23 protein-coding genes are annotated in these 25,514 nt (G+C 51.4%); 12 read left to right on the forward strand and 11 right to left on the reverse strand.

The window, feature by feature from the left end:
• Window positions 1-66 precede the first annotated feature (66 nt).
• Window positions 67-1,734: an energy-dependent translational throttle protein EttA gene (gene ettA, locus IMY23_RS11620; protein WP_192822246.1), complete on the reverse strand. Its 1,668-nt coding sequence runs from the start codon at window positions 1,732-1,734 to the stop codon at window positions 67-69.
• 259 nt (window positions 1,735-1,993) lie between these two features.
• On the opposite strand from ettA, the gene IMY23_RS11625 reads away from it, so the two are divergent.
• The 4 genes from IMY23_RS11625 to IMY23_RS11640 all read left to right on the forward strand — a co-directional run bounded on the left by IMY23_RS11625 (window position 1,994) and on the right by IMY23_RS11640 (window position 5,551).
• Window positions 1,994-3,310 carry a DUF349 domain-containing protein gene (locus IMY23_RS11625; RefSeq protein ID WP_192822247.1) on the forward strand — a complete coding sequence of 439 codons (1,317 nt, stop codon included), beginning with the start codon at window positions 1,994-1,996 and terminating at the stop codon, window positions 3,308-3,310.
• Window positions 3,311-3,515: 205 nt separating this feature from the next.
• The gene (locus IMY23_RS11630; RefSeq protein WP_192822248.1) at window positions 3,516-4,307 is read left to right on the forward strand and encodes an outer membrane beta-barrel protein; all 792 of its coding nucleotides are present in this window, start codon (window positions 3,516-3,518) and stop codon (window positions 4,305-4,307) included.
• A 206-nt stretch (window positions 4,308-4,513) separates the two neighbouring features.
• On the forward strand, window positions 4,514-4,735 hold the full coding sequence (locus IMY23_RS11635; protein ID WP_022821757.1) for a DUF2795 domain-containing protein: 222 nt from the start codon (window positions 4,514-4,516) through the stop codon (window positions 4,733-4,735).
• A gap of 111 nt (window positions 4,736-4,846) precedes the next feature.
• Entirely contained in the window at window positions 4,847-5,551 is a 705-nt protein-coding gene (locus IMY23_RS11640) for an ABC transporter ATP-binding protein (RefSeq protein WP_370589845.1), read from the forward strand.
• Window positions 5,552-5,805: 254 nt separating this feature from the next.
• Here IMY23_RS11640 and IMY23_RS11645 read toward each other — a convergent pair whose 3' ends face one another.
• The 4 genes from IMY23_RS11645 to queA all read right to left on the reverse strand — a co-directional run bounded on the left by IMY23_RS11645 (window position 5,806) and on the right by queA (window position 11,227).
• A complete protein-coding gene (locus IMY23_RS11645; protein WP_192822250.1) occupies window positions 5,806-6,507 on the reverse strand; it encodes a 2-C-methyl-D-erythritol 4-phosphate cytidylyltransferase in 702 nt (233 codons plus the stop codon).
• Window positions 6,508-6,599: 92 nt separating this feature from the next.
• Entirely contained in the window at window positions 6,600-7,019 is a 420-nt protein-coding gene (locus IMY23_RS11650) for a response regulator (RefSeq protein ID WP_192822251.1), read from the reverse strand.
• A gap of 7 nt (window positions 7,020-7,026) precedes the next feature.
• The gene (locus IMY23_RS11655) at window positions 7,027-9,648 is read right to left on the reverse strand and encodes a PAS domain S-box protein (protein WP_192822252.1); all 2,622 of its coding nucleotides are present in this window, start codon (window positions 9,646-9,648) and stop codon (window positions 7,027-7,029) included.
• Window positions 9,649-10,180: 532 nt separating this feature from the next.
• On the reverse strand, window positions 10,181-11,227 hold the full coding sequence (queA, locus tag IMY23_RS11660; RefSeq protein ID WP_192822253.1) for a tRNA preQ1(34) S-adenosylmethionine ribosyltransferase-isomerase QueA: 1,047 nt from the start codon (window positions 11,225-11,227) through the stop codon (window positions 10,181-10,183).
• 328 nt (window positions 11,228-11,555) lie between these two features.
• On the opposite strand from queA, the gene IMY23_RS11665 reads away from it, so the two are divergent.
• The 8 genes from IMY23_RS11665 (at window position 11,556) to uvrA (ending at window position 21,437) form a co-directional block, all read left to right on the forward strand.
• On the forward strand, window positions 11,556-12,812 hold the full coding sequence (locus IMY23_RS11665) for an ABC transporter permease (protein WP_192822254.1): 1,257 nt from the start codon (window positions 11,556-11,558) through the stop codon (window positions 12,810-12,812).
• 224 nt (window positions 12,813-13,036) lie between these two features.
• A complete protein-coding gene (locus IMY23_RS11670; RefSeq protein ID WP_192822255.1) occupies window positions 13,037-13,900 on the forward strand; it encodes a TIGR00730 family Rossman fold protein in 864 nt (287 codons plus the stop codon).
• Between the two features lie 161 nt (window positions 13,901-14,061).
• Window positions 14,062-14,802 (forward strand): hypothetical protein, encoded by a 741-nt coding sequence (locus tag IMY23_RS11675; RefSeq protein ID WP_192822256.1) that lies wholly within the window; start codon window positions 14,062-14,064, stop codon window positions 14,800-14,802.
• Between the two features lie 67 nt (window positions 14,803-14,869).
• Entirely contained in the window at window positions 14,870-15,496 is a 627-nt protein-coding gene (locus tag IMY23_RS11680) for a PepSY-associated TM helix domain-containing protein (protein WP_192822257.1), read from the forward strand.
• Between the two features lie 24 nt (window positions 15,497-15,520).
• Complete coding sequence (locus IMY23_RS11685) at window positions 15,521-16,636, forward strand: alanine racemase (RefSeq protein ID WP_192822258.1); 1,116 nt, start codon at window positions 15,521-15,523, stop codon at window positions 16,634-16,636.
• Window positions 16,637-16,726: 90 nt separating this feature from the next.
• Window positions 16,727-17,221, forward strand: a complete 495-nt coding sequence (locus IMY23_RS11690; protein WP_192822259.1) for a hypothetical protein — start codon at window positions 16,727-16,729, stop codon at window positions 17,219-17,221.
• Between the two features lie 298 nt (window positions 17,222-17,519).
• A complete protein-coding gene (locus tag IMY23_RS11695; protein ID WP_192822260.1) occupies window positions 17,520-18,179 on the forward strand; it encodes a hypothetical protein in 660 nt (219 codons plus the stop codon).
• A gap of 210 nt (window positions 18,180-18,389) precedes the next feature.
• A complete protein-coding gene (uvrA, locus tag IMY23_RS11700; protein ID WP_225986489.1) occupies window positions 18,390-21,437 on the forward strand; it encodes an excinuclease ABC subunit UvrA in 3,048 nt (1,015 codons plus the stop codon).
• Window positions 21,438-21,689: 252 nt separating this feature from the next.
• Here the strand turns inward: uvrA and IMY23_RS11705 are convergent, their stop codons facing one another.
• From IMY23_RS11705 to IMY23_RS11730, 6 genes are all read right to left on the reverse strand, one after another.
• Entirely contained in the window at window positions 21,690-21,926 is a 237-nt protein-coding gene (locus IMY23_RS11705; protein WP_192822261.1) for a hypothetical protein, read from the reverse strand.
• A gap of 218 nt (window positions 21,927-22,144) precedes the next feature.
• Entirely contained in the window at window positions 22,145-22,468 is a 324-nt protein-coding gene (locus IMY23_RS11710) for a hypothetical protein (RefSeq protein WP_192822262.1), read from the reverse strand.
• Between the two features lie 175 nt (window positions 22,469-22,643).
• Window positions 22,644-23,303 (reverse strand): DUF4142 domain-containing protein, encoded by a 660-nt coding sequence (locus IMY23_RS11715; RefSeq protein WP_192822263.1) that lies wholly within the window; start codon window positions 23,301-23,303, stop codon window positions 22,644-22,646.
• 144 nt (window positions 23,304-23,447) lie between these two features.
• A complete protein-coding gene (locus IMY23_RS11720; protein WP_192822264.1) occupies window positions 23,448-24,068 on the reverse strand; it encodes a DUF4142 domain-containing protein in 621 nt (206 codons plus the stop codon).
• Window positions 24,069-24,227: 159 nt separating this feature from the next.
• The gene (locus tag IMY23_RS11725) at window positions 24,228-24,893 is read right to left on the reverse strand and encodes a DUF4142 domain-containing protein (protein ID WP_192822265.1); all 666 of its coding nucleotides are present in this window, start codon (window positions 24,891-24,893) and stop codon (window positions 24,228-24,230) included.
• A 56-nt stretch (window positions 24,894-24,949) separates the two neighbouring features.
• Window positions 24,950-25,495, reverse strand: a complete 546-nt coding sequence (locus IMY23_RS11730) for a DUF4142 domain-containing protein (RefSeq protein ID WP_192822266.1) — start codon at window positions 25,493-25,495, stop codon at window positions 24,950-24,952.
• Window positions 25,496-25,514: the final 19 nt, after the last annotated feature.

Raw genomic sequence — 25,514 nt, forward strand, 5'->3', positions numbered from 1 at the left:
AAACCAAACAGAGCCCGAAAACTTGCGTTTTCGGGCTCTGTTTCTGACATGGAGGCGAAACCAGGACTAGTCCATCAATTTCTTATATCTGATGCGCTTCGGTTCCACATCTCCCAGGCGCTTCTTCTTGGCTTCTTCGTAGTCAGAGAAGTTGCCTTCAAACCAAACCACTTGTGAGTCACCTTCAAAGGCGAGGATGTGCGTGGCGATTCTGTCCAGGAACCAGCGGTCGTGACTGATGACTACGGCGCAGCCGGAGAAGTTCTCTAGGGCGTCTTCCAGGGCCCGGATTGCGTTTACGTCCAGGTCGTTAGTAGGCTCATCTAGTAATAACAGGTTGGCGCCTTGTTTCAAAGTCATGGCCAAGTGCACACGGTTGCGCTCCCCGCCGGAGAGTACGCCTACTTTCTTTTCCTGGTCACCGCCCGAGAAGTTGAACTTGCTCACGTAGGCGCGGGCGTTCACCTGGCGTCCGGCCAATAGCATCATCTCGGTTCCGCCCGAAATGGTTTCAAAGACAGACTTGTTGGGGTCCAGGGTTTCATGCTGCTGGTCAACGTAGGCGGTTTCTACGGTGGGGCCGACGGTGATGGTTCCGGCATCGGCGGCTTCACGGCCCGTGATTAACTTGAACAAGGTAGACTTACCCGCGCCGTTTGGCCCGATGATACCCACAATACCGGCGGGCGGTAAGTTGAACGTGAGGTCTTCAAACAGCAATTTATCACCGAAGGCTTTTTTCAGATTCTCGGCTTCAATGACCACGTTGCCCAAACGCGGACCGTCTGGGATGAAAAGCTCCAGTTTCTGTTCTTTCTCTTTGGCATCTTCAGAGGCCATTTTCTCATAGTTGCCTAAACGCGCTTTGCTCTTGGCCTGGCGGGCCTTAGGTGACATGCGCGCCCACTCCAATTCACGTTGCAAGGTTTTCTGGCGTTTGCTTTCGGTTTTCTCTTCTTTGGCCAAACGCTCGGCTTTCTGCTCCAACCAGCTGGTGTAATTGCCTTTCCACGGAATGCCTTCGCCGCGGTCCAATTCCAGAATCCAGCCGGCTACTTTGTCCAGGAAGTACCTATCGTGGGTCACGGCAATTACAGTGCCTTTGTACTGTTGCAAGTGTTGCTCCAGCCAGAGCACAGACTCGGCGTCTAAGTGGTTGGTAGGTTCATCTAGCAGCAACACATCAGGTTCTTGCAACAACAGGCGGCACAGGGCCACGCGGCGCTTCTCACCCCCGGAGAGGGTTCCAATCACGGCTTCACCGGGTGGGGTACGCAGGGCGTCCATGGCGCGCTCCAGTTTGCTGTCCAGCTCCCAGGCGTTCAGGTGGTCCAGCTTTTCCTGCACTTCGCCTTGGCGGGCCATCAGTTTGTCAAAGTCGGCGTTCTCATCGCCGAAGGCCTCGTTTATTTCCTCGTATTCCTTCAGCAAAGCAACCGTTTCAGCGGCGCCTTCCTGCACAATTTCCATCACGGTTTTGCTGGGGTCCAGCTGCGGTTCCTGCTCCAGGTAGCCCACGCTGTAGCCCTGTGAAAAGGCCACTTCGCCCTGAAACTGCTTGTCTACGCCGGCAATCACTTTGAGCAAAGATGACTTACCAGAGCCGTTGAGGCCCAGCACGCCAATTTTGGCGCCGTAGAAAAAAGAGAGATAGATGTTTTTGAGGACCTGTTTCTGGGGCGGGTAAATCTTGCTTACCCCGGCCATGGAGAAGATAATGGTTTCGTTGCTCATGTGTAAGAATGCGGTTTTTATCTGGGTTAGACAGGCTGGCAGCTAGGCGTTTAGGGGCTCATTTCTGGAAATGGAGCCCAAAACGCAGGTATAACTTTGTGGCCTGAAATCAGTATGAAAGCAAATGTCGGCTTTTCCGGCTGAACTGCCAAGGTCTGCAAATATTGTAAATTACACGTTGCGGGGTTATGAAAATTGACGGCAATTCACAAACTTGTAGCAAAATAGACTTTACATTTTTAAGATAATAATCCAGTAGATGGAAACCAAAGATTTGTCTGAGGAGGCCCACGCCTACGGTTACGTAGAGGGCAACCAAGTATGGCTGAAGCCTTTCATGGACTTCCCGGCCCGCCAGGTAGGCGAGGTGAAAGAAGTGCCCGAAGAAAGCCTGCTGTACTTCGCCAACCGTTTTGAGAACTTCAGACAGAAGGTTGATGCCCTGCTGGAAAAAATAGAGACCTCTGAGAACAAAGGCTCGTTCCTGATGAAGGTGCTGCACCTCAAAGAACAGGTGGAAAAATATGACGCCATCGGGGACTTCGCCAAGCTGCACCAGCGCCTTTCTGCCGCTGAGGGGGAGATCACTGACGCCATTGCCAAGAACCGCGAGAAAAACCTGAGCACCAAAATAACGCTCATTCAGCAGGCCGAGGCCCTGCAAGACAGCATTGACTGGCCCGAGACCACCGAGAAACTGAAGGAACTGCGCCAGACCTGGATTAAAACCGGCCCAGTAGAGAAAAACCTGACGGAGGAACTGGAGGAACGTTTCAAAGCGGCAGTAGAGGTATTCTTCACGCGCAAGAAAGACTTCTTCCAGGACAAGAAAGACATGCTTTCCCGCACCGTGGACAAGTACAAAGCATTGATTGCAACGTCTGAGAGCATCAAGAATTCTGAGGAGTGGGAAGAGACCAGCAAAAAGCTCAAAGACCTGCAGAACCAGTGGAAAGAGATTGGTGGCACCTTGCCCCGCAAGATGTCTAATGACCTCTGGAACAGTTTCCGGGCAGCCAACAACCACTTCTTCGAGCGCCTCAAGAAACACATCAACAGCCAAAAAACAGAGTCCAAGGAGAAATACCTGGAAGACAATCTGGAAAAGAAACGCTCTTTGGTGGCCCAGGCCGAAGAACTTTTGCACCAGCCCGTGCAGCAGGCCGTGACCCAAGCCAAAGAACTACAAGCCGCCTGGAAAAAAGTAGGCCCCGTAGTTCAGCAGGAATCTGATATTGTGTGGGAAAGCTTTCTGGTGGCCTGCGATAAAATATTCGAGCTCAGCAGCCTGGAGCACTTCATGCGTAAACGCCCCTTGCCCGAAGGCAAAGACACGCCCAACGACCAACTACACGCCCGTCTCAACGCCCTGCGTGACTTCATAAAATATGACAAGCAGGAACTGGAAGTGCTGGAGACCAACTTAGGCCGTCTTGCTGCCAACCCCGGCAACGAGACGTTCAGAACCATGCTGGAAGGCAAAATCAAGAACTTCAACCGCAAAATAAAGACCAAGACCGAGCTCATAGAGCTGCTCAAGAAAAAGTCTGGTTCAGAAAGTAACTCAAACGCGTAGCAAATGCGTAAGCCCTAGAGCAGGTTTGCATTTTTGTTTTGCAAGCGAAAAGGACCAGTGTTGGGTTCTGACGATGCATTTTTTGAGAAGCGTAGCAGCGCTACGGTGCGAGAAAAAGGTGAAGTCAGGTTCCTACAATGGTCCTTTGAAGCGCAAAAGAAAAATGTATACCTGCTCAAACAAGAATCACTCTAAGGGCTTTTTTATGAAAAAATATTTCCTCTTGCTTTTACCTGCTTTGTTGGCGCTGCACACGCAGGCCCAGAACGTAAAAGGGCCGTTCATTGGGGTCACCACGCAGTACCAGAATACCTACATCATCAATGATGAACAGTATGAAAACGTGAACTACAAACACACGTTCACCACCAAATGGGCACCCTTCGGGATTACGGCCGGTTACAAGTTCAATGAAAACCACAGCCTGCAGGTAGAGTTCATCAGGTCAAAGCAAGGTGAAGTACTGGACCTTATAGACCAAGACGGCGAAAAGGCCGGCGAAAAACACATTGATCTGGTGTACTACAACATTCCGGTGCTGTTCAAATACACCACGGCGGGCAAGGTTCGGTTCACGTTTCAGGTGGGCCCCCAGATTAGTCTGTTGCAGAAAGGCTCAGAGGAAAACCGCTTCTCCCGTACCGCTACCTACAAACGCGAGGCCAGCACGTTCACTATTCCGCAGGGCACTTATTTGTTGGCCAGCACAGAGGAGACTGCCAGAGGAAATGACCAAGCCATAGGCCGGTTCAATGAATATGATTTGGGTCTTTTGGCTGGCATGGGGCTGGAGGTGAACCTAACTCCCGTTGCGTACCTTAGCGCCAACCTGCGCTACCACTACAACTTTGTGAACATCAGAAAAGAAGAGCAGATCAACTCGCCCGTTGACCCAGACACGTTCACGCTGCGGCAGAACATGGTGGTGGGCGTGCAGGTGGGCGTGCATTTCCTGTTCAACACCGGCGATGACCGCAGCCCCGCCCGCCACCAGTAAGCAGATGTCTTCCTTTTAGTTTTCGGGCTGAGTTTAAAAAAAGAGCGGCCCAGGTAAACATTTTGCATCTTTGGCCGTTGTGTTCTAGCATTGCCACGGCGCGCATCTTGCATTACATGTTTGAATTGTCAAACAAAATTCTATTTTTGCAGCCCGTTGAGTAGTACACACCTATTGTAACGCTATACTATTTAAAGAGATTTACTATGTATTGGACACTTGAACTTGCCTCTTACCTGGAAGACGCGCCATGGCCCGCCACCAAGGATGAATTGATTGATTACTCTATTCGGTCAGGTGCCCCCATGGAGGTGGTAGAAAACCTGCAGGCCTTGGAAGATGACGGTCAGCCCTACGAGAGCATTGAAGAAGTTTGGCCGGACTACCCGACCAAAGAGGACTTCATGTTCAACGAAGACGAATACTAACACTTAATTAAGAATTGGGAATTACGAATTAGGAATTGTTTCATCATACTTAATTCTCAATTCTTAATTCCCAATTAAAATTTGGTTGTTCTAGAGATAAAAGATTTGGTTGTGGGGTACGCAGAACGCGTGTTGCTCCGCAACCTTTCTTTTTTAGTGCCTTCGGCGTCGTTTGTGGCGGTTATTGGGCACAACGGCTCGGGCAAATCTACCTTTCTGAAAGCGCTCACCAATCAGATTCCGTACCAGGGCCAGATTCTGGTGCAAGGGCAACCGCTGCCGGCCAAATCACAGGCCTTGGCCCGCTCCCTCTCCTACCTTCCGCAGAAAAACAACGTGGCGTTCCCCATAGTGGTGCGCGAGCTGGTGGTCATGGGCCTGTTCAGGCAAAAGAAACTGCTGGAAAATTATACCGCCGCAGATTACGGCAAAGCCGATGCCGTTTTAACGCACTTGCAAATCCAGCATTTGGCGCAACGCACCTTTACTGAACTCTCCGGCGGCGAGCAGCAACTAGTCTGGCTGGCCCAGCTCATGCTCCAGAACACCCCGCTCCTGCTCCTGGATGAACCTACCCAGTCTCTGGACGTGTACCACAAAAAGAAGGTGTTTGACTTAATGGCCCTCTGGGCGATGCAGGAGCAGAAAACCGTGCTCTGCGTGACCCATGACTTGTTAAACCTGATGAACATGACCGGCTACCTGCTCAACCTCTCCCAACCAAACCCCACGCTGGAAGTGATTTCTCCTGAAAATGTGTTGGCGCACCAACGGTTTTTAGAGGAAAAGGAATGGCATGCTCCGTCCCAAGCCTAAAAAGCGAAACCAATCAAAAGAAAAGCTGCGTTTTTGGCCTCATTTCCAGAAATGAGCCCGAAAACAGGAACTGGCATCTGCTACCTTAGAGACAAGGCAGTGCCTGGTCTCTACCATTTTATAACAGGAATTAGCACGCTTTTCGTCCCCTTTGAAGGAGGACGAAATCTGTGGTTTATTGAATATAGAAAGAACAGATGGGGGCAGATTTCCGTTTTGGGGCTCATTTCTGGAAATGAAGGCAAAAACGAAATTTAGCGTTGGGACGTTTCCTGGGCCAGGAAGGCTTCGGCTAAAAGGAGATCTTCTGGGGTGGTGAGTTTGATGTTCTTGAAACTGCCTTCCACCAATTGCACTTTATGCCCGAACCGCTCTACCACCGAAGCATCATCGGTGAACAAAGCAGATTCTTCCTGGCCATACGCCTGCCGCAGCAAAGGCAGCCGAAAGCACTGCGGGGTTTGCACCAGGCGGTAGGCGCTTCGGTCTACGGCTTTGGAGGAGGTGCCGGTCACCCGCCTGATGGACTCTTTGAGTGAAACTGCCAGCACCGCGGCCCCGTGCGTGGCGGCCTTCTGGTACACGTTGGCCAGCAAGGGCACGTCTACAAACGGACGTACGCCGTCATGCACGCCCACCACGCCGTCTGGGTACCTGGCCAGTGCAGCCAAACCGTTTTTCACAGACTGGAACCGGCTGGCCCCGCCGCTGACTACTTCATGCGGCACGTCAAATTGATGCTGGGCACAAAGGCCTTCCCACGTCTTCTGCTCATGGGCTGGCAAGACCACTACCAGCGGCATGGCGGCGTCAAATGCCTGAAACCGACGGATGGTGTGCATGAGCACCGGCAGGCCCGCCAGGGGCAGAAATTGCTTGGGAATGGCTGCCTGCATGCGGCTCCCAGACCCACCGGCCACCAAAATAGCGTATTTCTGAAATGGATTGTCAGGCATGGGCCCAAGTTACGCAATCAGGTAGCATTTGCCCAAACCACTACTTATTCCAGCTCATGAATACTTTGCAAAATACCAGATGGCGGGCACGGCTACGGCAGCATCTGCTTCAGTTGCTGGTTCATGGTGAGTTGGTGCACGGCCTGGTCTGTGAGGGGCTTGTTCAGGAATTCTATCACAAACGGGTATTGCCCGGCGCGGGCCACATCCAGTGGGTCAATAGACGAAGACAGAATCACCACCCTGGTCTTGGGGAACTGGGTTAAATAGTGCGCTGAAAATTCGTCCAGAAAGTCCCAGCCGTTCATAATGGGCATGTTCAGGTCCAGCAGAATCAAGTTAGGCACCGGCTCTGCGGGGCCCTGGGTGGCGTGGTCCTGGTAAAAATCAATGCCCTGTTGCCCGTCATGGAGTTTTATAATCTTTTGGGCGAAGGCGTTTTGCGCCAGTACCATCTCACACAGCATGAGGTTAATTTCATCATCATCTATCAAGAGCACTCTCTCCACCATGGCGGGGTTATTGGTTAATGGTAAGCGTAAACGTGGTGCCCTGGTCTACCTGACTGGCTACCTTTAGGTCGCCGCCCATGGCGTTGGCCTGCGACCGGGCAATGTACAGGCCCAGCCCTTTGCTGTCTTTGTGTTGGTGGAAGCGCTGGTAGAGCCCAAAAATACGGTCGCCGTAGCGGGTTAGGTCAATACCCAGGCCATTGTCTTTGAAGGTTACCTCCACGCCCTGCGGCACTGCCCGTGACACTACGCTTACCTGCAAGCCCCGGGCCGGGGAACGGTATTTCATGGCGTTGCTCAATAAATTCAGCAAGATGCTGTGCAAATACCCGGCATTGTACTCCACTACCGGCGCCTCTGAAAAATCTGTGGAAATCTGGGCCTCCATCTCTTGCAACTGTTCATGCAAGGTAGCCGTCACGTTAGTGAACGCCTGCTCCAGGGCCAGCGGTTCTTTCTTGATTTGCACGCTGTTCTTGATCACCAGCACTTCCAGCAGGTCATCAATGGTGGTGTTCAGCTGCAGAATGGCTTCTTTGAATTTCTCAATCAAGAGCTTGTTACGGCCTTCGGGCAGCGCAGCCAGGTCTATTAAATTCACAATGCCGGTGAGGTTAGACAGCGGCGCCCGCAGGTTATGCGACGTGATGAAGGAGAATTGCTTGAGGTCTGCGTTGTTATGGGTGAGTTCGGCAATAAGCAATTCACGTTCGGTTTCATACTGCTTGCGCGCCGTGATGTCATGCTGCATGGAGATCCAGTGGGTGAGCATCTCCTCTTTGTTGAAGATAGGAATCAAAGACAGGTGACTCCAGAACTTCTCCCCGTTTTTGCGGTAGTTGACCAACTCCACCTGACCGGCCACTTTCTCCTGGATCAGGCTTTGCAGGGTTGCCACCGCCGCAGGTTCTGTCTCTGGTCCGGCCAGCACCATGGGGTCTTGGCCCAGCATGTCCAGAATGCCATAGCCCGTCATGTGGGTGAAGGCCTGGTTGAGGAACATAGTCTGCAGCTTTTGAGAGTCCCGGGCGTCTACCTGGCTTATGGTGATGGCTTCCTGGGCATTGGTCACCACAGACTCCAGCAAACGCAATCTTTCCTCCTCTTCTTTCTGGCGGGTAATGTCTGTAAGAAACGCGAACAGGCGCTCTGTCTCTCCCTGGCTGCCCTGCAAGGTCTGCACCTGCAGGCGTACCCAGAATTTTTGCCCAGTTTTTGAATACTGCACCAGTTCACATTGCAGCGGGGCGCACCGGGCCAGTTGCTGGTCAATGTAGCCAATTGTGTCGGGGTCGGTGTCTTCGCCGTTCATGAGCTGGCCCGGGGTATGGCCCACCGCCTCTTCCAAAGCATAGCCCATCATGTGCACAAAGGCCTCATTCACCCATTGAATGGAGAGGTCTGATTTCATGATAATAACACCGTTCAAGGTTTCCTGGGCAATGACAGAGAGCTTCCGCAATTCTTCCTCGGCCTCTTTTCTGGCGGTCACATTTTGTATGGCCCCCACCATTCTAATGGCTTTGCCCGCACTATCTCTAATGACAAAGCCCCGTTCCTCTACTATGGCAACAGACCCATCTGCCTTAATGGCGCTGTATTCTATGAGCCAGTTCTTTGTTTGTTGTTCCGCCATGGCCCGGTATAAAGAAGTTGTCACGCGTTCTTTATCTGCGGGCACCAGCAGGCTCTCCCAAAAGGCAAGGGTTTCTGTCTCATAGGTAACGGCATAGCCGAACACTTTCTCAAACCCTGCGCCCCAGACTAGGTGGTTGGTGACAATATCCCAGTCATAGATAGCATCATTGGTGGCGGCGGCGGCCAATCTGAAGCGCTCATTGCTGGCCTGCAGCTCAGCTACCGCCAGCTTGTTCTCCATGATCACCTGCAACAAATTCCTGATGCTGTCCAGCGATGCTTCTTCCTCAGGGGTTGGTGATTTTACGTTGTTGTAGAAAACCGCCAGCGTGCCCAGCACTTTTCTGTTGCCCCCCAGAATGGGGAAAGACCAACTGGCCTTCAAGCCGAAAGAAAGGGCCAAGCCAGAGAAATCTACCCAGCGCGGATCATGGGCAATGTCAGCGGCAATGACTTTGCAACCCAGGTAGGCGGCGGTGCCGCAGGAGCCCACGTTGTCGCCAATGGAGGAGCCTTCCAGGGCCTTGGAGAAACCTTGGGGCAAAGAGGGAGCCGCCACTTTATACAGTTTGCCGTCTTTGAGGCGCATGCAGGAGCACATCATGCCCCCGTGCAGGCGCTCCACCCCGGCCAGATAGAACTCAACGGTTTTTTCCAGTGTGCTGCCGGGCAGCGCGTTCATCTCCAGCACTTCTTTGCCCAAGCGCTCCAACTCTAACAGGCGGCGGTACTCGCTCATGTCACGCAGGGTGCCGGTGCTCACTTTCTCGGTGGCAATGCGCATGGCCTGGGCTTTGGCAATCATTAATTCCTGCCGGGCTATGTGCAATTCAAGCTGAAGGCTTTCCATCTCCTCTTTGGGCACCCAGGCCCATTCCCCCGCGGCTGCGTGGTCTGCGGGCGAAAATGCTGAAGCCGCGCTTCCCTCCTGCTCCGGCTTTGCAGCCTGCAGGGTGTCGGTTGGCTGCCCCAGAAAATTCTTATCCTCCATGTGAATGCAATTGCTAATAATGGCCCGGCAGCAGCCTCTCCACGTGTTTGACACTTTCCTTCAGAGAATCGCCTACGCAAACCAACGCGCGCACTTTAGGCGGCGGAAGTCTGTAAACGAATCTAGGAAGTGGGGAGGTTTCCTTGGTGGGGTTAGCGGCACGTAATCAATCAGAAAATAAATATAATCTATTTCTTTTGATTCCTGAAACACCGGCTAGTAATTAATATGCTGCCTCCTAATAACATCATTTGCCTTTATCAAGCCCTATGTGACAGATGCGCATACTCCACGTTTTCAGGAAGATGTGCTTTTCTTTTAAATCCGACAACATGAATACTTAGCAACAGAAGGACTCTCTCCACAGCAAAGATCCTTCCTGGCCTGGGTTTTCCGTTTTCGGGCTCATTTCTGGAAACGGAGCCAAAAACGGAAGAAGGAAAACCAGAGGCCGCTGAGAAACGATTCTGCCAGAAACTAAAAATCCCCACCGGTTGCCCGGCGGGGATTGTACTTATAAGAAGTGTGGCTGTTACAAAATCAACATCACGTCGCCGTAGCTGAAGAACTTGTATTCTTCTTTGATGGCGGTTTGGTAGGCTTCCATGACCAGGTCATAGCCTCCAAAAGCAGCGGCCATCATAAGCAAGGTAGACTCCGGCATGTGGAAGTTGGTCACCAGGCTGTTGGCTATCTTGAAATCATACGGCGGGAAGATAAACCGGTCCGTCCAGCCTTCATTGGGCTTCAAACGCAGGTTGGCAGACACCGAGGACTCCAGGGCGCGCATAGAAGTGGTACCAATGGCGCATACGCGTTTCTTGGCGTCTAAGGCACGGTTTACCATTTTGGTGGTTTCCTCAGCCACAAAGAACTGCTCAGAGTCCATTTTGTGCTTGGTGAGGTCTTCCACGTCAACGGGTCTAAAAGTACCCAAACCAACGTGCAGCGTGATAGGCGAAACGTCAACGCCCTTCAGCTCCAGGCGCTTCAATACCTCTTTGGTGAAGTGCAGGCCGGCGGTAGGCGCGGCTACGGCACCGGTCACCTCGGCGTACACGGTCTGGTAACGCTCCTGGTCTTCTGGCTCCGGCTCGCGCTTGATGTATTTAGGCAAGGGCGTTTCACCCAGGTTATGGATGGTCTTGTAGAAATCTTCGTCTGAGCCGTCAAACAAAAACTTGATGGTGCGCCCACGGGAGGTAGTGTTGTCAATCACCTCGGCTACCAGGTCACTGTCCCCGAAGTAAAGCTTGTTGCCCACCCGTATCTTACGGGCCGGGTCTACCAGCACGTCCCAGAGGTGAATGCGCTTGTCCAGTTCGCGGAGCAGGAACACCTCAATCTTGGCGCCGGTCTTCTCCTTGTTGCCGTAGAGGCGGGCCGGGAACACCTTGGTGTTGTTGGTGACCATCACGTCGCCTTCGTCAAAATAATTGATGATGTCTTTGAAGACTTTGTGCTCTATTTTGCCGCTGTCACGGTGGAGCACCATCATGCGGGCCTCGTCGCGGTTGGTGGCCGGGTGCATGGCCATTAGTTCAACGGGAAGGTCAAACTTGAACTCAGATAATTTCATATTTAATATTACGGTATTAAACTTTTAAGAGCTTGGTTTAAATTTCATGCTGTTTTACAGCGCAAAAGACAAATTTAAGCAGACTCTAAGCAAAAAATAATGGGCAAAGGTACGCCGTTTGAAGTAAAAAACTTTACTTTTAGCCAAATTTAGTTGTAAATTGGCAGGTTCTGTGTCTGCTCCAGGCCACAGAGAAGCTACAAATCAAGGCGTTACCCGGTAATAAATTCACCCAGGCTGCGACCAATGCCTAGCTACCCGGTGGTGGCGGGCGGTTTAGGAACAGACCCAAGACTTGCCTTACGCAAACAATCCCTACCTTTATTTTATGATTTACATACGGCTGGTGTTTGAGAGTTTCCGCTTTGCGATGCAGGCCCTGCGGTCTAATCTCCTGCGCACTACCCTTTCGTTGCTGGGCGTGACCATAGGCATCTTCGCCATTATCTCAGTATTCACCATTGTAGACTCCCTGGAGCGCAGCATACGCCAGAGCATGAGTTTTGTGGGCGAACGTGTGATGTACGTAGAGAAATTCCCCTGGATTTTCAGTGGTGGGCCCGACATACCGTGGTGGAAATACCAGCAGCGCCCGCCGGCTACCACCCGCGAGTACAAATTTCTGGAGGAAAACCTGGAAAATGCAGAGGCCATCGCGTTGGTCTCCCGGCGGGGCGGCAACATACTCAAGCACCGCAACAACAGCATCAGCGGCATTATGCTGCAGGGCGTGACCCAGCATTTCAACAAAGTGGCCGAGGTGCCCATTGCCGAAGGCCGTTTCTTCACCCAGCAGGAGATTGAGGGCTCGCGCAACGTGATCATCATTGGCCATGACATTGCCGAGAACCTGTACCCCAACGGCAACGCCCTGGGCAGCGACCTGCGCATACGCGGCCAGAAATTCACGGTGGTGGGCGTGATGGAGAAGCAGGGTGCCGGTCTGTTTGAGGGCCTGCCTACCAATGACAAAAACTCGTACACGCCGTTTGGCACCTTCGGGAAAATGTTTGCCAGCGGCCCCCGGGGCATACAGCCGGTGCTCATGATCAAGGGCCTGGTAGACGACCCGGGCATGCAGAACCTGGAGTACGAGGTACGGGGCAAGATGCGCACCATACGCGGGCTTAAACCCTACCAGGAAGACAACTTTGCCGTGAACCGCTCAGAGATGATGGCCGACCAGATCAGCAGCCTGTTCAGCATCATTGGGTTTGCCGGGGCTATTATTGGCGGGTTCTCCATTCTCATTGGCGGCTTTGGCATAGCCAACATCATGTTTGTGTCTGTGAAAGAGCGCACCAACATCATCGGCATACAGAAATCATTGGGCGCCAAGAATTTTTTCATTTTGTTCCAGTTCCTGTTTGAGTCTGTGTTCCTGAGCCTTATTGGCGGGGGCGTGGGCATTCTGCTGGTGTCTTTGATAACCTTCATTCCCATGGGCTCGTTAGAGGTTATCCTAACGCCCGGCAACATCCTTCTGGGCTTGGGCGTATCTGTGGTGATTGGGGTGCTGTCTGGCATTATTCCGGCGGTGGTGGCCTCGCACCTGGACCCCGTGATTGCCATCAGGTCAAAGTAAAGGAGACGGTAGCAGCCAGATTCCATGCAGCGGGCTTTTCAGCTTGCTGTTTTCTGGGCGATAACCGGCTTACTCCCTCAGTACGATTTCAAATTTTTACAAGCACTACAGTTCACTAATTTTAGAAAACTAGTGCCTTCTCCCTAGGTTGTTCTAAGATGCATTTTTGACGCGCCTGTTTTGGGGCTCATTTCCAGAAACAAGGCCAAAAACAAGATTGATATATGACGAAGTTGAGAAAAACCAGCAAGACCAAGTTGCATGACGAGGTCCAGAACGCCGGCAGCGGCACCACCATCATTCAGCCAGACGTAAACGACAACAAAGTATCGTCTCTGCAGGAAGCCAAGAAAATTGCCAAGCGCGAAGCCCCCATTTTAAGCGAAGACGACAAACGCATTCGCGAAGCCTTTACAGACAAAGACTGGAACGAAATTAAAATAGCCGACTCCTGGCAGATCTTCAAGGTGATGTCTGAGTTTGTGGAAGGCTTTGAGAAAATGGCCAAGATTGGCCCGTGCGTGTCCATCTTTGGGTCTGCCCGTACTAAATCTGACAACCCGTACTACAAAATGGCTGAGGAGATTGCCGCCAAACTGGTGCGCCACGGGTACGGCGTGATCACCGGAGGTGGCCCCGGTATTATGGAGGCAGGTAACAAAGGCGCGCACTCAGAAGGCGGCCGCTCGGTGGGCCTGAACATTCAGTTGCCGTTTGAGCAGTTCAACAACATTTACATTGACCCAGACAAGATCATCAACTTTGACTACTTCTTTGTGCGCAAGGTCATGTTTGTGAAATACGCGCAGGGCTTCATTGGTATGCCTGGCGGTTTCGGAACGCTGGATGAATTGTTTGAGGCTTTAACGCTCATCCAGACCAAGAAAATTGGCAAATTCCCGATTGTACTGGTAGGCCGCGCCTACTGGGGCGGCATGTTTGACTGGATCAAGAACGTGATGCTGGAGCAGGAAGGCAACATTAGCGCCGAGGACATGGACCTGGTGCACCTGGTAGACAACGCCACCGATGCCGTGAAGGTGATTGATGATTTCTACAGCAAATACCTCTTGTCGCCCAACTTTTAAGAACGAGGCGACAAAAGCCAGTTTTGGCTTCATTTCAAAAACAGAGCCCGGAAACGCAAGTTTTCGGGCTCTGTTTGGTTTTGGGGCTGTCAATAATTTCAACATCAGTATGGATTAAAGCTAGTAAAGGCATCTTGCCAATATGCCTTTCCTGTATTCCTATGAAAAAACTCCTGTTGCTTCTATGTTACCTATTCATTTTTTCTGCCTGTGAGCAAAACCAACCTCCCAAGTTAGTTTTAAAGGCCTGCTCCTACCAGACCAGCAATGCTAAATTGCAATTGTACAATGATGTATTGATTGAATTGGTAGAACGTCATTTTTACCATAGATACTTGGGGGAATCCTTCGCAGACTCCATCATAACGGCTAGCAACGTGTATGAACTCACAGATTCAATGCAAGTTTTTAAGGAATTGAATAAAATGTCTGCCATCTATAGCCAACGGCAGAAAGAGATTTTCAATAACCCTGAACAATGGTGCACGGTGTACTTAGACACAGCCTGGTACGGCGATTCTCATTTTGAAGAAATACTCAGAGCCTTACCTATAGACAGTGCAGAATACTTGATGGGAAAACGGCTCGGCTTTCAGGAATCTGAATGGAAACCTAGTTATTTGATCAATCTCCAATCCCCGCAAAAAGAGTTCAAATCAAAAAACTTCCAAGCGTGCACGTTTAGAGTAGCTGACATTCAACACTATCAGATAGACCGCAGTACCTGTGAAATTGGCCGGTTCCAGTTTTCAAATGTGAGTTTGAACGGGTCACAAACCAAAGGATGGCTGTACTACGAGTTTTCTTGCGGTGGAAATTGCGGCATGGGTGAGATTTTAACAATTGAGAAAAGTAAGGACAAATGGGTAATTAAATCGGCCAAGAACCTCTGGATTTCTTAGTTCTTTGCCATCTTTACATGAAAAGCGCGACTTTTCCGTTACATAATTACCCCGCCTTCTATTTTTCATGCTTCCACCCAACAAAAGACAGAAACAAGCCCGCGTTCTCAGAGACTTCAGAAAAGTACACCGGCTCACGGGTGCGCTGCTGTTTGTGTTCTTCTTCCTCATCTCCATTACCGGTTTACTCCTTGGCTGGAAAAAACATAGTGGTGGCATTATTCTGGCCAAAACCTACAAAGGCGCCTCTACAAACTTGAAAGACTGGCTGCCCGTGGACAGCCTCACCACCAATGCCTTTGCCGCCATCAGAGATTCATTAGGAGAAGATAAGACCTTGACTTTAGACCGTATTGACATGCGGCCCGACAAAGGCACCGTCAAATTCCTGTTCACCGAAGAGTACCTGGGCGTGCAGCTAGACGCCACCACCGGCCAACTGCTGCACCTGGAAACCCGTCGCGCCGATTTCATTGAAAACCTGCATGACGGCTCCATTCTGGACCGGTGGCTGGGCGTGGACAGTGGCGCGCTCAAGGTAATCTACAGCACCATTATGGGCGTGGCCCTGCTTATCTTTACCATTACCGGTTTCTGGCTGTGGTATGGCCCCAAACGCATGAAGCAGGACAGCCCCGCAGTTCCGGTGAAACCAGCTGGCCCAAAACCTCCCAGGGCCGTCAGGCCCACCTAAAACCGTCTTTACTGCCATTTACTTATGTCTTTTCTTGACCAGATTTCTGAGCCCACGCTGTTAGTCAATGAAGCCATCTGCCGGGCCAACATTAGGCGCATGGCCGCCAAAGCAAGGCGGCACCAAGTACGGTTACGCCCCCATTTCAAGACGCACCAGAGTTGGCAGGTAGGCGAATGGTTCCGGCAAGAAGGCATTTCAGCCATCACGGTTTCCAGCGTGAAAATGGCGCAGTATTTTGCCGGGCACGGTTGGCAAGACATTACCATTGCGTTCCCGCTCAACCGAAGACAATTGCCGCAGATCATAGAACTGGCACAGCAGATTGCCTTGGGTCTTACCGTTACGTCTGCTGATGACGTGGTTTTTCTGCGGGACAACTTGGCCGCTTCTGTCAATATCTGGATCAAGGCAGACACCGGCTACGGCCGCACGGGCATTTCTTCTGAAGACACGGCCACCCTAGACCTTCTTCTGCATGAACTCAAGTACACCTCCCAGCACACGTTCAAAGGATTTCTGGCCCACGCCGGCCACAGTTACAAAGTCCGTGGGTTTGAGGCCGTAGCCGCCGTGCACCGGCAAACCTTGGAGAAAATGCGCGCCCTCAAAAAACACTATGCCCCCACCTGGCCAAACCTGGAACTCTCCATTGGCGACACGCCCTGCTGCAGCGTGATGGGCGACTTTGCCGAAATGGACGAAATAAGACCCGGCAACTACGTGTTCTATGACCTCACCCAGCATCAGATTGGTTCCTGTCGCTTAGAAGATATTGCCGTGGCCATGGCCTGCCCCATTGTCGCGCTGCACCCAGAACGCAACGAAATTATTCTCTACGGCGGCGCGGTACATTTCTCCAAAGACATACTTCCCCAGCCAAATGGGCAGAATTTATTCGGGTTGATAGTGCCGTTGTCGGAAGATGGTTGGGGTGAACCCTTGCCAGGTACTTCGGTGGTTTCGCTTTCACAGGAACACGGCGTGGCACGCACTTCGGCGGAGTTGTTTGGGCAATTTAAGGTGGGGGATTTAGTAGGAGTATTGCCCGTGCATTCCTGTTTGACCACTGATGCGGCTAGAGGTTATCTTACGTTGAAAGGCGAGCGGTTGGAGCATTTGAGTGGTGTGCCATTGTAAGATGAAGGAAGACACTCGTAGGAACTGCGTACACTACGAGGTCATAGCAGCCAACCTAACTAGTTTCCGTTTTCGGGCTCATTTATGGAAATGAAGGCAAAAACGCATCTTCTGAAAAAGGATGTTCAACCTCTAACTTTTCACAAGATGCGAACTCTACCATTTTCTCTCCTCTTCTGCCTTCTTCTTATCAGCGCCCTTTTCTTTCCTGCCTGCGGCCTAAAAGAAACTGAAAAACCTAAAGCCCATAGCAGCTTTACTTTGATTTCAATTGGCCAAGCTGATTCTGCCACTGCCCTAAACAAAGGCAGAGGCATTAGTAGATATATCTATGCTAACTTAAATACTGACTCTGTTTTCTACTATCAAAGTATTAATTCAGGATATGGATATCACCATATACCCAAGACTCAACCTTCTAGAGCGGGAATTATACAAGGCTTCAGCAAAGACAGTACCATCATCAAATTTCTCCAACGCAGCAAAAGCATGCTTGGCAGGCCTAAGATAGAATATTCTTCTGAGCGTGGACTTAGAGAAAACTCTCCTTATGTTCTAATAATTGAAGAAGGTACACAACAGTAAATAATCAACTTTGGAGCCTATGAATCAGATTATGTTATTGATTACGTAATTGGCTATTTAGTAGGATTGAATCAAAACCCCCATTTAAAATCATCGACGATAAGAATAAATGAAGACAGCCTTCTAATCCCCTTGCTCACTCGTTCTGAATTGAAAGCAGTCCCGGCAATTGGTGACATTCAAATAGATGATAAATGATTCTCAGGTGCAGTCTTCATTTATCATATTTAGCCTCCCGTTTTCAGCCTCATTTCCCAAAACGAAGCCAAAAACGCATCTGAACTTAGATTTTCTGCCTATGCGGTTTACAAAGCTAAAGCTGTTGCGTCTTCTAATTCCAGGCATCTTTTGTTTAGGAATTCATGGCTGTCAAACTAACGTTCCGGAAGAGAAAGTGCGCACCATGACTTTTATTACACTTGGCGCGGCAGACTCCACCACCAAAGAAAATCATGGTTTTGGGGTAGCACGATTTGTTTACATTGACTTTAACAAAGACAGCATTTCTACCTATCGGAAGTATTTAATGCAAGACACAGTTATCAATTTTAAAAGGTTTAAACAAACATTTACAATCAGCAGTCTTAAAAACGACACTCTCCTAGAGTCTCTTTTCACCGCTGACTTGAAAAATTTAGAAGGAGTTAGCCAAAAACATTATAGCTCTGGGTCGAGCCTAGAAGATTTTGTTGATAGTTACGCTAATGCCTTTGCCTATTTCATCAAAATTAAAGATGATACGACAGAGCGGTATACACTCTTAAAAAAGCAAAATGTTTCTGCACAGATGGATAGCACCATTTCCTTACTTTACAGACTAACAGATACTGCCTTAATGAAGCCTACCAGTACTAGATTTAATGAAGACAGCATAGTAGTACCAATTATTTCTAAAGCTGGTCACAAACGATTTCCAATTTCCCCAGAAATACTGTTACTTCCTTCTCCTAAAAACTAAACTAACCCCCGTTTTCGCCCTCATTTCCAAAAACGCAGCTACTAAAAACTCACCCCCTCTCCGCGGGAGAGGGGCCGGGGGTGAGGTCCCAAAAACACTTCCCTACCCGCAAACTATTCTGCCAAAATTTCGGTTAAGAAGAGATGGGTTGGCCGCTCCTTTACTAGCGCGCAAATCCCTACCTTTGCTCTTTAAACCGAACCAAGTCGGATGACGCCAAAAGATTCTGTAGCTGCCTCGCCGGTAGCCAAAAAAAATAGTTCCACCGTAGAAGTGCCGTTCATTGAAGTGTACGGCGCGCGGGAACACAACCTCAAGAACATCAGCCTCAAGATACCGCGTAACCAGTTGGTGGTCTTCACGGGCATCTCGGGCAGCGGGAAATCCTCGCTGGCTTTTGACACCATCTACGCCGAAGGCCAGCGCCGCTACATGGAGACCTTCTCTGCGTATGCCCGGTCCTTTCTGGGCGGCATGGAACGGCCCAACGTAGACAAGATTGAAGGACTGTCGCCGGTGATTTCCATTGAGCAGAAAACCACCAGTAGGAACCCGCGCTCCACGGTGGGCACTATCACGGAGATTTACGATTTCCTGCGCCTGCTCTACGCCCGTACCGCCGAAGCCTTCAGCTACGAGACAGGCGAGAAGATGATTAAGCAGTCTGATGACCAGATTGTGCAGCACGTGCTGGAGCATTTCTCAGGCAAAAAAACCATTGTGCTGGCCCCCGTGGTCAAAGGCCGGAAAGGCCATTACCGCGAACTGTTTGAGCAAATCAGAAAGATGGGGTTCCTACGTGCGCGTATTGACGGCGAACTCACCGAGCTTACGCCCAAGATGCAGGTGGACCGCTACAAAATCCACGACATTGAGATTGTGATTGACAAACTGGTTCCCTCGGCTGAGGACCGTTACCGTTTGTCAACCTCTATTCAGAATGCGCTGCAACACGGCAAAGGAACCGTCTTGGTTTTAGACGCTGACACCAACGCCACGCAATTCTACTCCAGGCATTTGATGGACCCGGCCACCGGCATCGCCTATGATGATCCGGCGCCTAATACGTTCTCGTTCAACTCGCCGTATGGCGCGTGCCCTACCTGCAACGGCCTGGGCGAAATTGAGGAACTCACCGAGGAATCCATAGTCCCCAGCAAGGGTGTGAGCATCAGCCGAGGCGGAATTGCGCCGCTGGGCGAGTACCGCGACATCTGGATTTTCACGCAAATAAGTGCCGTGCTCAAGCGCCACAAACTGTCGCTGATGGCCCCCATCTCTGACATTCCGGAGGAGACGTGGCAGCAACTGATGTACGGTTTTGAGGAGGAGGACCCGAAGGGCAAGAAAGAGCCGTTCGTGTTTGAGGGCGTTATCAACTTCCTGAAAAAACAGCTGGAGTCTGACTCAGAAAACGTACGGAACTGGATTCAAGAATACACCCAGCAGAGCACCTGCCCAGAATGCAACGGTTACCGCCTGAAACGGGAATCATTGCACTTTAAAATAGACCACAAACACATCGGCCAACTGGCCGAAATGGACATTGCTGAGCTTGCCGGTTGGGTGGCCAACCTGGAAGAACGCCTGAACGACCGCCAGAACTTAATTGCCCGGGAACTGCTCAAGGAAATTAGAAAACGCATTGGCTTCCTGGTAGATGTGGGACTGGAATATCTGCATTTGCACCGTTCCGTGCGCACGCTGTCTGGTGGCGAAAGCCAGCGCATACGTTTGGCCACGCAGATTGGAACGCAGTTGGTAGGCGTGCTCTATATCATGGATGAACCCAGCATTGGCTTGCACCAGCGCGACAACGAGAAACTGATTAAAGCCCTGCAAGACTTGCGCGATTTGGGCAACTCTGTGGTAGTGGTGGAACATGACAAAGACATGATTCTGGCTGCTGATTACGTGGTGGACATCGGGCCGGGCGCGGGTATTCACGGAGGGCAGATTGTGACCGCCGGCACGCCCCAGGAAATGATGGAAAGCGGCACCACCACCGCAGACTTCCTGAGTTTCAGAAAAGGGATTGCGGTGCGCAAACAGAAACGGCCCGGCAACGGAAAAAGCCTGATTCTGCGCGGGGCCACCGGTCACAACCTCAAAGACGTAACGCTGGAGTTACCGCTGAGCAAATTGCTGTGCGTGACCGGAGTTTCAGGTAGCGGGAAATCATCGTTGATTCATGACACGCTCTACCCTATCCTGAACAAGCATTTCTTCAACGCCAAGCGCGAGCCGTTGCCGTTCAAAAGTGTGGAAGGCCTGAATGTGATTGACAAAGTGATTGAGGTGGACCAAAGCCCCATCGGGCGTACGCCGCGCTCCAACCCAGCCACGTACACGGGGGTTTTCACCGAAATCAGAAGTCTGTTCGCGTCTATGCCGGAGGCTAAAATCAGAGGCTACGCGGCGGGTCGGTTCTCGTTCAACGTGAAAGGCGGCCGCTGTGAAACCTGCGAAGGCGCCGGCATGCGCACCATTGAGATGAACTTCATGCCCGATGTGTACGTGCCCTGCGAAACCTGCAAAGGCAAACGTTACAACCGCGAGACCCTGGAAGTCCGCTTCAAAGGAAAATCGGTGACCGACATTCTGGATATGACCGTAGAACAGGCCGTGGAGTTCTTCGAGAACCAGCCCAGAATTTTGCGCAAAATCAAGACCTTGAACGATGTGGGCTTAGGCTATATCACGTTAGGTCAACAAGCCACTACGTTGTCTGGCGGTGAGGCGCAGCGCGTGAAACTGGCCACCGAGCTTTCCAAGAAAGACACCGGCCGCACATTGTACATCTTGGATGAACCAACCACCGGCCTTCACTTCCAGGATATTCAACATTTGTCAGACGTGTTGAACCGCTTGGTAGACAAAGGCAACTCCGTACTCATCATTGAGCACAACATGGACTTGATTAAAGTGGCCGACCACGTGATTGACATTGGCCCCGAAGGCGGCGCGAAAGGTGGATATATTGTGGCACAGGGAACACCAGAGGAAGTAGCCGCTTTGAACTTAGGTCACACTGCTCGCTTCCTGAAAGAGGAATTAGCCAACAGCCATTACATTGATGCGCCCACGTTTGTAGAAGAGGTTGAGGAAGATGACATAGCTATAGCAGAGGTTCCTGAAAAGAAAACCCGCGGCCGCAAGAAAAAGGTTGAAACCGAAACAGCTTCTGATGCTACTGCAACCGCGGCAGTTCCTGTGAAAGAGAAAAAGAAGCCCGGCCCCAAAAAGAAAACCGAGTAGCGTTTTCGGGCTCGTTCCCAGAAATGAGCCCGAAAACGGAAAGTTTAGAAACAGAAAAGCCTTGTTCTTATGAGCAAGGCTTTCTTTGTTATAGGGCAAATCTCAGCAACGTGAGCAACCCACCCCTACCCCTCCTAGGAGGGGAATGAATACGTACTAGGTCATTTACTATAGAAAATACTTGTGCAGATACTCCCCTCCTGGGAGGGGTAGGGGTGGGTTCATGCGCCTGTATAAAGTCTTGGCAGCTTGTTAGTGCGCAGCGGGAGCAGCCGCTTCTTCTTTTACAGGTGCAGCCGCACTGTCAGCATTGGCGGCAGCCGGAGCAGCTTCAGTGGTGGCTGGTGCTTCTGGAGTAGTGGTGGTTACTTCTTCCTGAAGTTCTGAACCTGATCCCAGGTCGTTGGGGTCTGTGTTGGCCGTGTAGGTAGAGCAGGCAGAACCGGTCAATAGAAAGAAAGCGGCAAAGAAAGGGAATAGGTTTTTCATGGTTTAGGGTAAAAATTTGGGCAAAGGTAGGCAATTCAGGTCTTGCAATACAACCACCGGTTTCCTGGCACAGCCTGGAAAAGCTAGGGGGTTTCTGTTTTGGGGCTCATTTCTGGAAATGAGCCCCAAAACAGAAATCCCGATGCTATTACCAGCACCGGGATTTCTTGAAGGGGAACGTGTTTTCAGAAAGCAGCTCTTCCTTTTCGCCAGAAAAATTACTGGTCTTGCTGCCCGGTAGAGACTCTTACCGGGGCGCTGGTGCTGGCTTTTGGTTTGGTGTTGGCGCTGTCTTTGGCTGCCGGCATGACCACCGCACTGTCTGTGGGCACCTTAGTGTCCTTAGCGTCTGGGTTGTCAAAAGTGGCGTTGTTGTTAGCTTCGGCCACATCTGGGCTGTTGGTCGTTCCCGTCCCCGATTTAGTGTCTGAGAGCGCCCAGCCGCTGCCCATGTCATCTGGGTCTGTGGATGAGGTGTACGTGCTACAGGCGGATCCTGCCAGCAAGGCACCGGCCACCAAGAAAGGCATTACTTTTTTCATAGTCTTCTTTTGTACGATATCGGCAATATAAGAAATTGTGTATACGCGCGCTTGGCCTTGGGGTTAAGACTCAAGACTTGCAGTTGGCGGGGCTTATCTGGAAAGCGCCGCCGCGTCACATAAAAAAGCCGGCCAACCTTAGCTGCCCGGCTTTTTGCAAGCGTGATGCACCTGTTTAGTCCACCATGTCTTCAATCTTAGTAGCTTGTTCTAAGTGGGAGCGCAACATGGGCAAAGATTTAGTGGCGAACGCTTTGATAGTAGCGTTCTCGGCGTTCTTGCTCTTCATCTCAAACATGGCGATGTCCGTTTTATGGGCAGTCTCCATGGCATCCATGTAGTCTTCGTCAAATTCCTTGCCCGACTTGGCGGCCAGACGGTCTACCACTTCTTTGTGAATGGGCATCATGGCGGTTGGTAATTGGGTGTTGACCTGGCCAGCTACGGTTTTCAGTTCCTGCGTGGCTTTGGTGTGGTGGTCTACCATCATCTGCCCAAATTTCTTCACTTCGGCATGGGCGCCTTTTTGGGCAGCCAGGCGACCAAGCTCAATCTCCATCATGTTGCTGCTGGCTGCCGTCATGAGAAATGTGGGGTCGTTCACGTCAGTCACGGTGGTAGCGGCGTCTTCCACGCGTCCGCCCGGGCCAGTGGCCGTGTTGGTGGTGGCATTGGTGTTGGCCGACCCGGAAATCACAGCCCCAGGGCTAGGTTCTGTGGTGGCGTCTGTGGTGGTTTCAGCGGTGGTAGTGGTGGCTGAGTCTGTGGTGGTGCTGGTACAGGCAGCGCCTAACAGGGTGGCGCTGGCTACAAACAACATTAGTACTTTTTTCATACGTTTTAGTTTTTGGTAACGACTTTGTTATACGAGGCTGTTGGCAAGGGGTTTGCGGCGCAAACAGTGGGTTATAGAACTTTTCAGCAACAAAAAAGCCCGGTGTTTTTCGCACCGGGCTTTTGTATTTAATTGCTTTTCAACTTAGTCTACCTTGTCTTCAATGCGGGTGGCCGCCATGTAATGGGACTGCAGCATGAGCAGCGTTTTGGCGGCAAACACCTTTACCACCGGCGATTCTGCACTCTTGCTCTTGGCCTCAAACAGGGCGATGTCCTGCTTATGAACGGTTTCCATGAGGTCCATGTAACTCACGTCAAAGTCTTTGCCCGTTTTTCCTTTTAGCTTGTCAGCCAGGGCCTGGTGCTCGGGGAGCATGGTGCTGGGTAAGGCAATGTTCAACTGGGCGGCCATGGTTTTTTGTTCCTCGCTGGCTTTGGTGTGGTGCTCCACCATCATTTGGGCAAACCGTTTCACCTCCTGGTTGGAGGCCAGCTTGGCAGCCAAGGTGCCCAGTTCAATCTCCAACAGGTTGCTGCTGGCGCTGGCTGCTAGAAAAGCGGCATCGGTGAGGGTGTTACTGTTACTGGCTGTGGTTTCGCCCGTGACCGACATAGGACCTGCCTCCATGGCTGCCCCACCCACCGAGGCGGAAACGGTATAAGAGGCTTTATTGGCTTGAGAGACAACGGCCGTTTCTGTTTTGGTGCAGCCAAACCCGGCAAACAGCAGTCCGGCCGCCGTGCACAACATTCCTTTTTTCATGTATCTTCTCTTACAAATGGTGACTATTTTTTATCTCCTGATGCAGCCGTTGGTATCCACGCTCTCCTGATTTTCACTTCATTCTGACTCTGGTGGTGTAGCAAAGCGAAGGCAGAGTTATGCAGCAGCCGCTGAATGGTTTACGCTGGGTGGCAACCGTTACTTGTCTACTTTGTCTTCCAGCTGGTCTGCTTCGCGCAGGTGAATGCGCAGGGCCGGGAGCGCCCGTATGGCGAAGGCTTTCACAGAAACGGTGGGCGCGCTGTTGCTCACAACCTCAAACTTGGCCACGTCTTGCTTGTGCACAGACACCATGGCCTGCATGTATTCTTCATCAAAATCAGCCCCAGACAATTTTGAAAGCTTGGTCATGACTTCCTGGTGGGCGGGCATCATGGTGGTAGGCAAATTCACGTTCATACCAGACGCCACAGACATAAGTTCCAGGCTGGTTTTGGTGTGGTGGTCTACCAGCATCTGCGCGAATTTCTTCACCTCCGCGTGGGTGGCTTTCTGCAGGGCCAGGCGGCTGGCTTCTATTTCCATGATATTGCTGCTGGCGGCTTCCATCAGAAAACTCTCCTCAGTCATGGGCCGGTTGTCAAAGGTCATGGTTCCCGCCATGGCGCTGGTGGCCCCGGTGTTCATAACGGGTTCTTTCCCTACGGTTACGGCACCGGTGGCACCTCCGGCCCCAGAACCGTTGGTCCGCATGGCGGCTTCATAGGCGTCTGTGGTAGGAATATTGTTGGACGTAGAGGTGTTCACCCGGCTACAGGCCCCTGTCATCAAAGCTACTAGTACTATGGCTCCTATCTTTTTCATGGCGTTCTTGGTTATGTTCCTTCTTGGTGAATGTAACTGCAGGCAGGTGAAGTTGATTAAGGGAGTATGTTTTTCAATTGCGTGGCTAAGCGCAGGTGTCCTTGTAAAATGGGTGTGTTCTTAAGCGCGTAGGCCCGCAGGGCGAAGTTGGTACTGTTGCTCCCGGCCTGCTGGTAAATAGCAATGTCTTGTTGGTAGAGCATCTCCATTTCCTGCACAAAGGCTTTCTCAAACCCGGCACCGGTCATTTTGACCACCTTGTCATAACGGGTCTGGTGGCCCTGCGTAAGATTGGTACTATACGTGAGCCGCATCTGCTGGGCCACACCTTTTAGCTCATTGCTGAATTTGGTATGCTGCTGCACCATAAGCTTGGCGAACTCCCGCACCTCCAGGTTAGCCGACCGCTGCTGGGCCAGTTCACTGAGTTTTATCTCCAGTTGGTTGCTGCTAGCTGCGCTGGCCAGAAAGTTTTTATCTGCCTGGCTGTTGGCGGTAGTGCCGGTGCCGCCACCGCCGGTGGAGGTGCCCAAATCTGCGGTGGTGCAGGCGGTTATCCCCAGCAAAAGGGCAAGCACCCAAATAGCCAGGGCGTGTTTCATGAATATGCGTTTTCTCTCC

This window comes from Rufibacter sp. LB8 (genome assembly GCF_014876185.1).
In the GTDB taxonomy this organism is placed as follows: domain Bacteria; phylum Bacteroidota; class Bacteroidia; order Cytophagales; family Hymenobacteraceae; genus Nibribacter.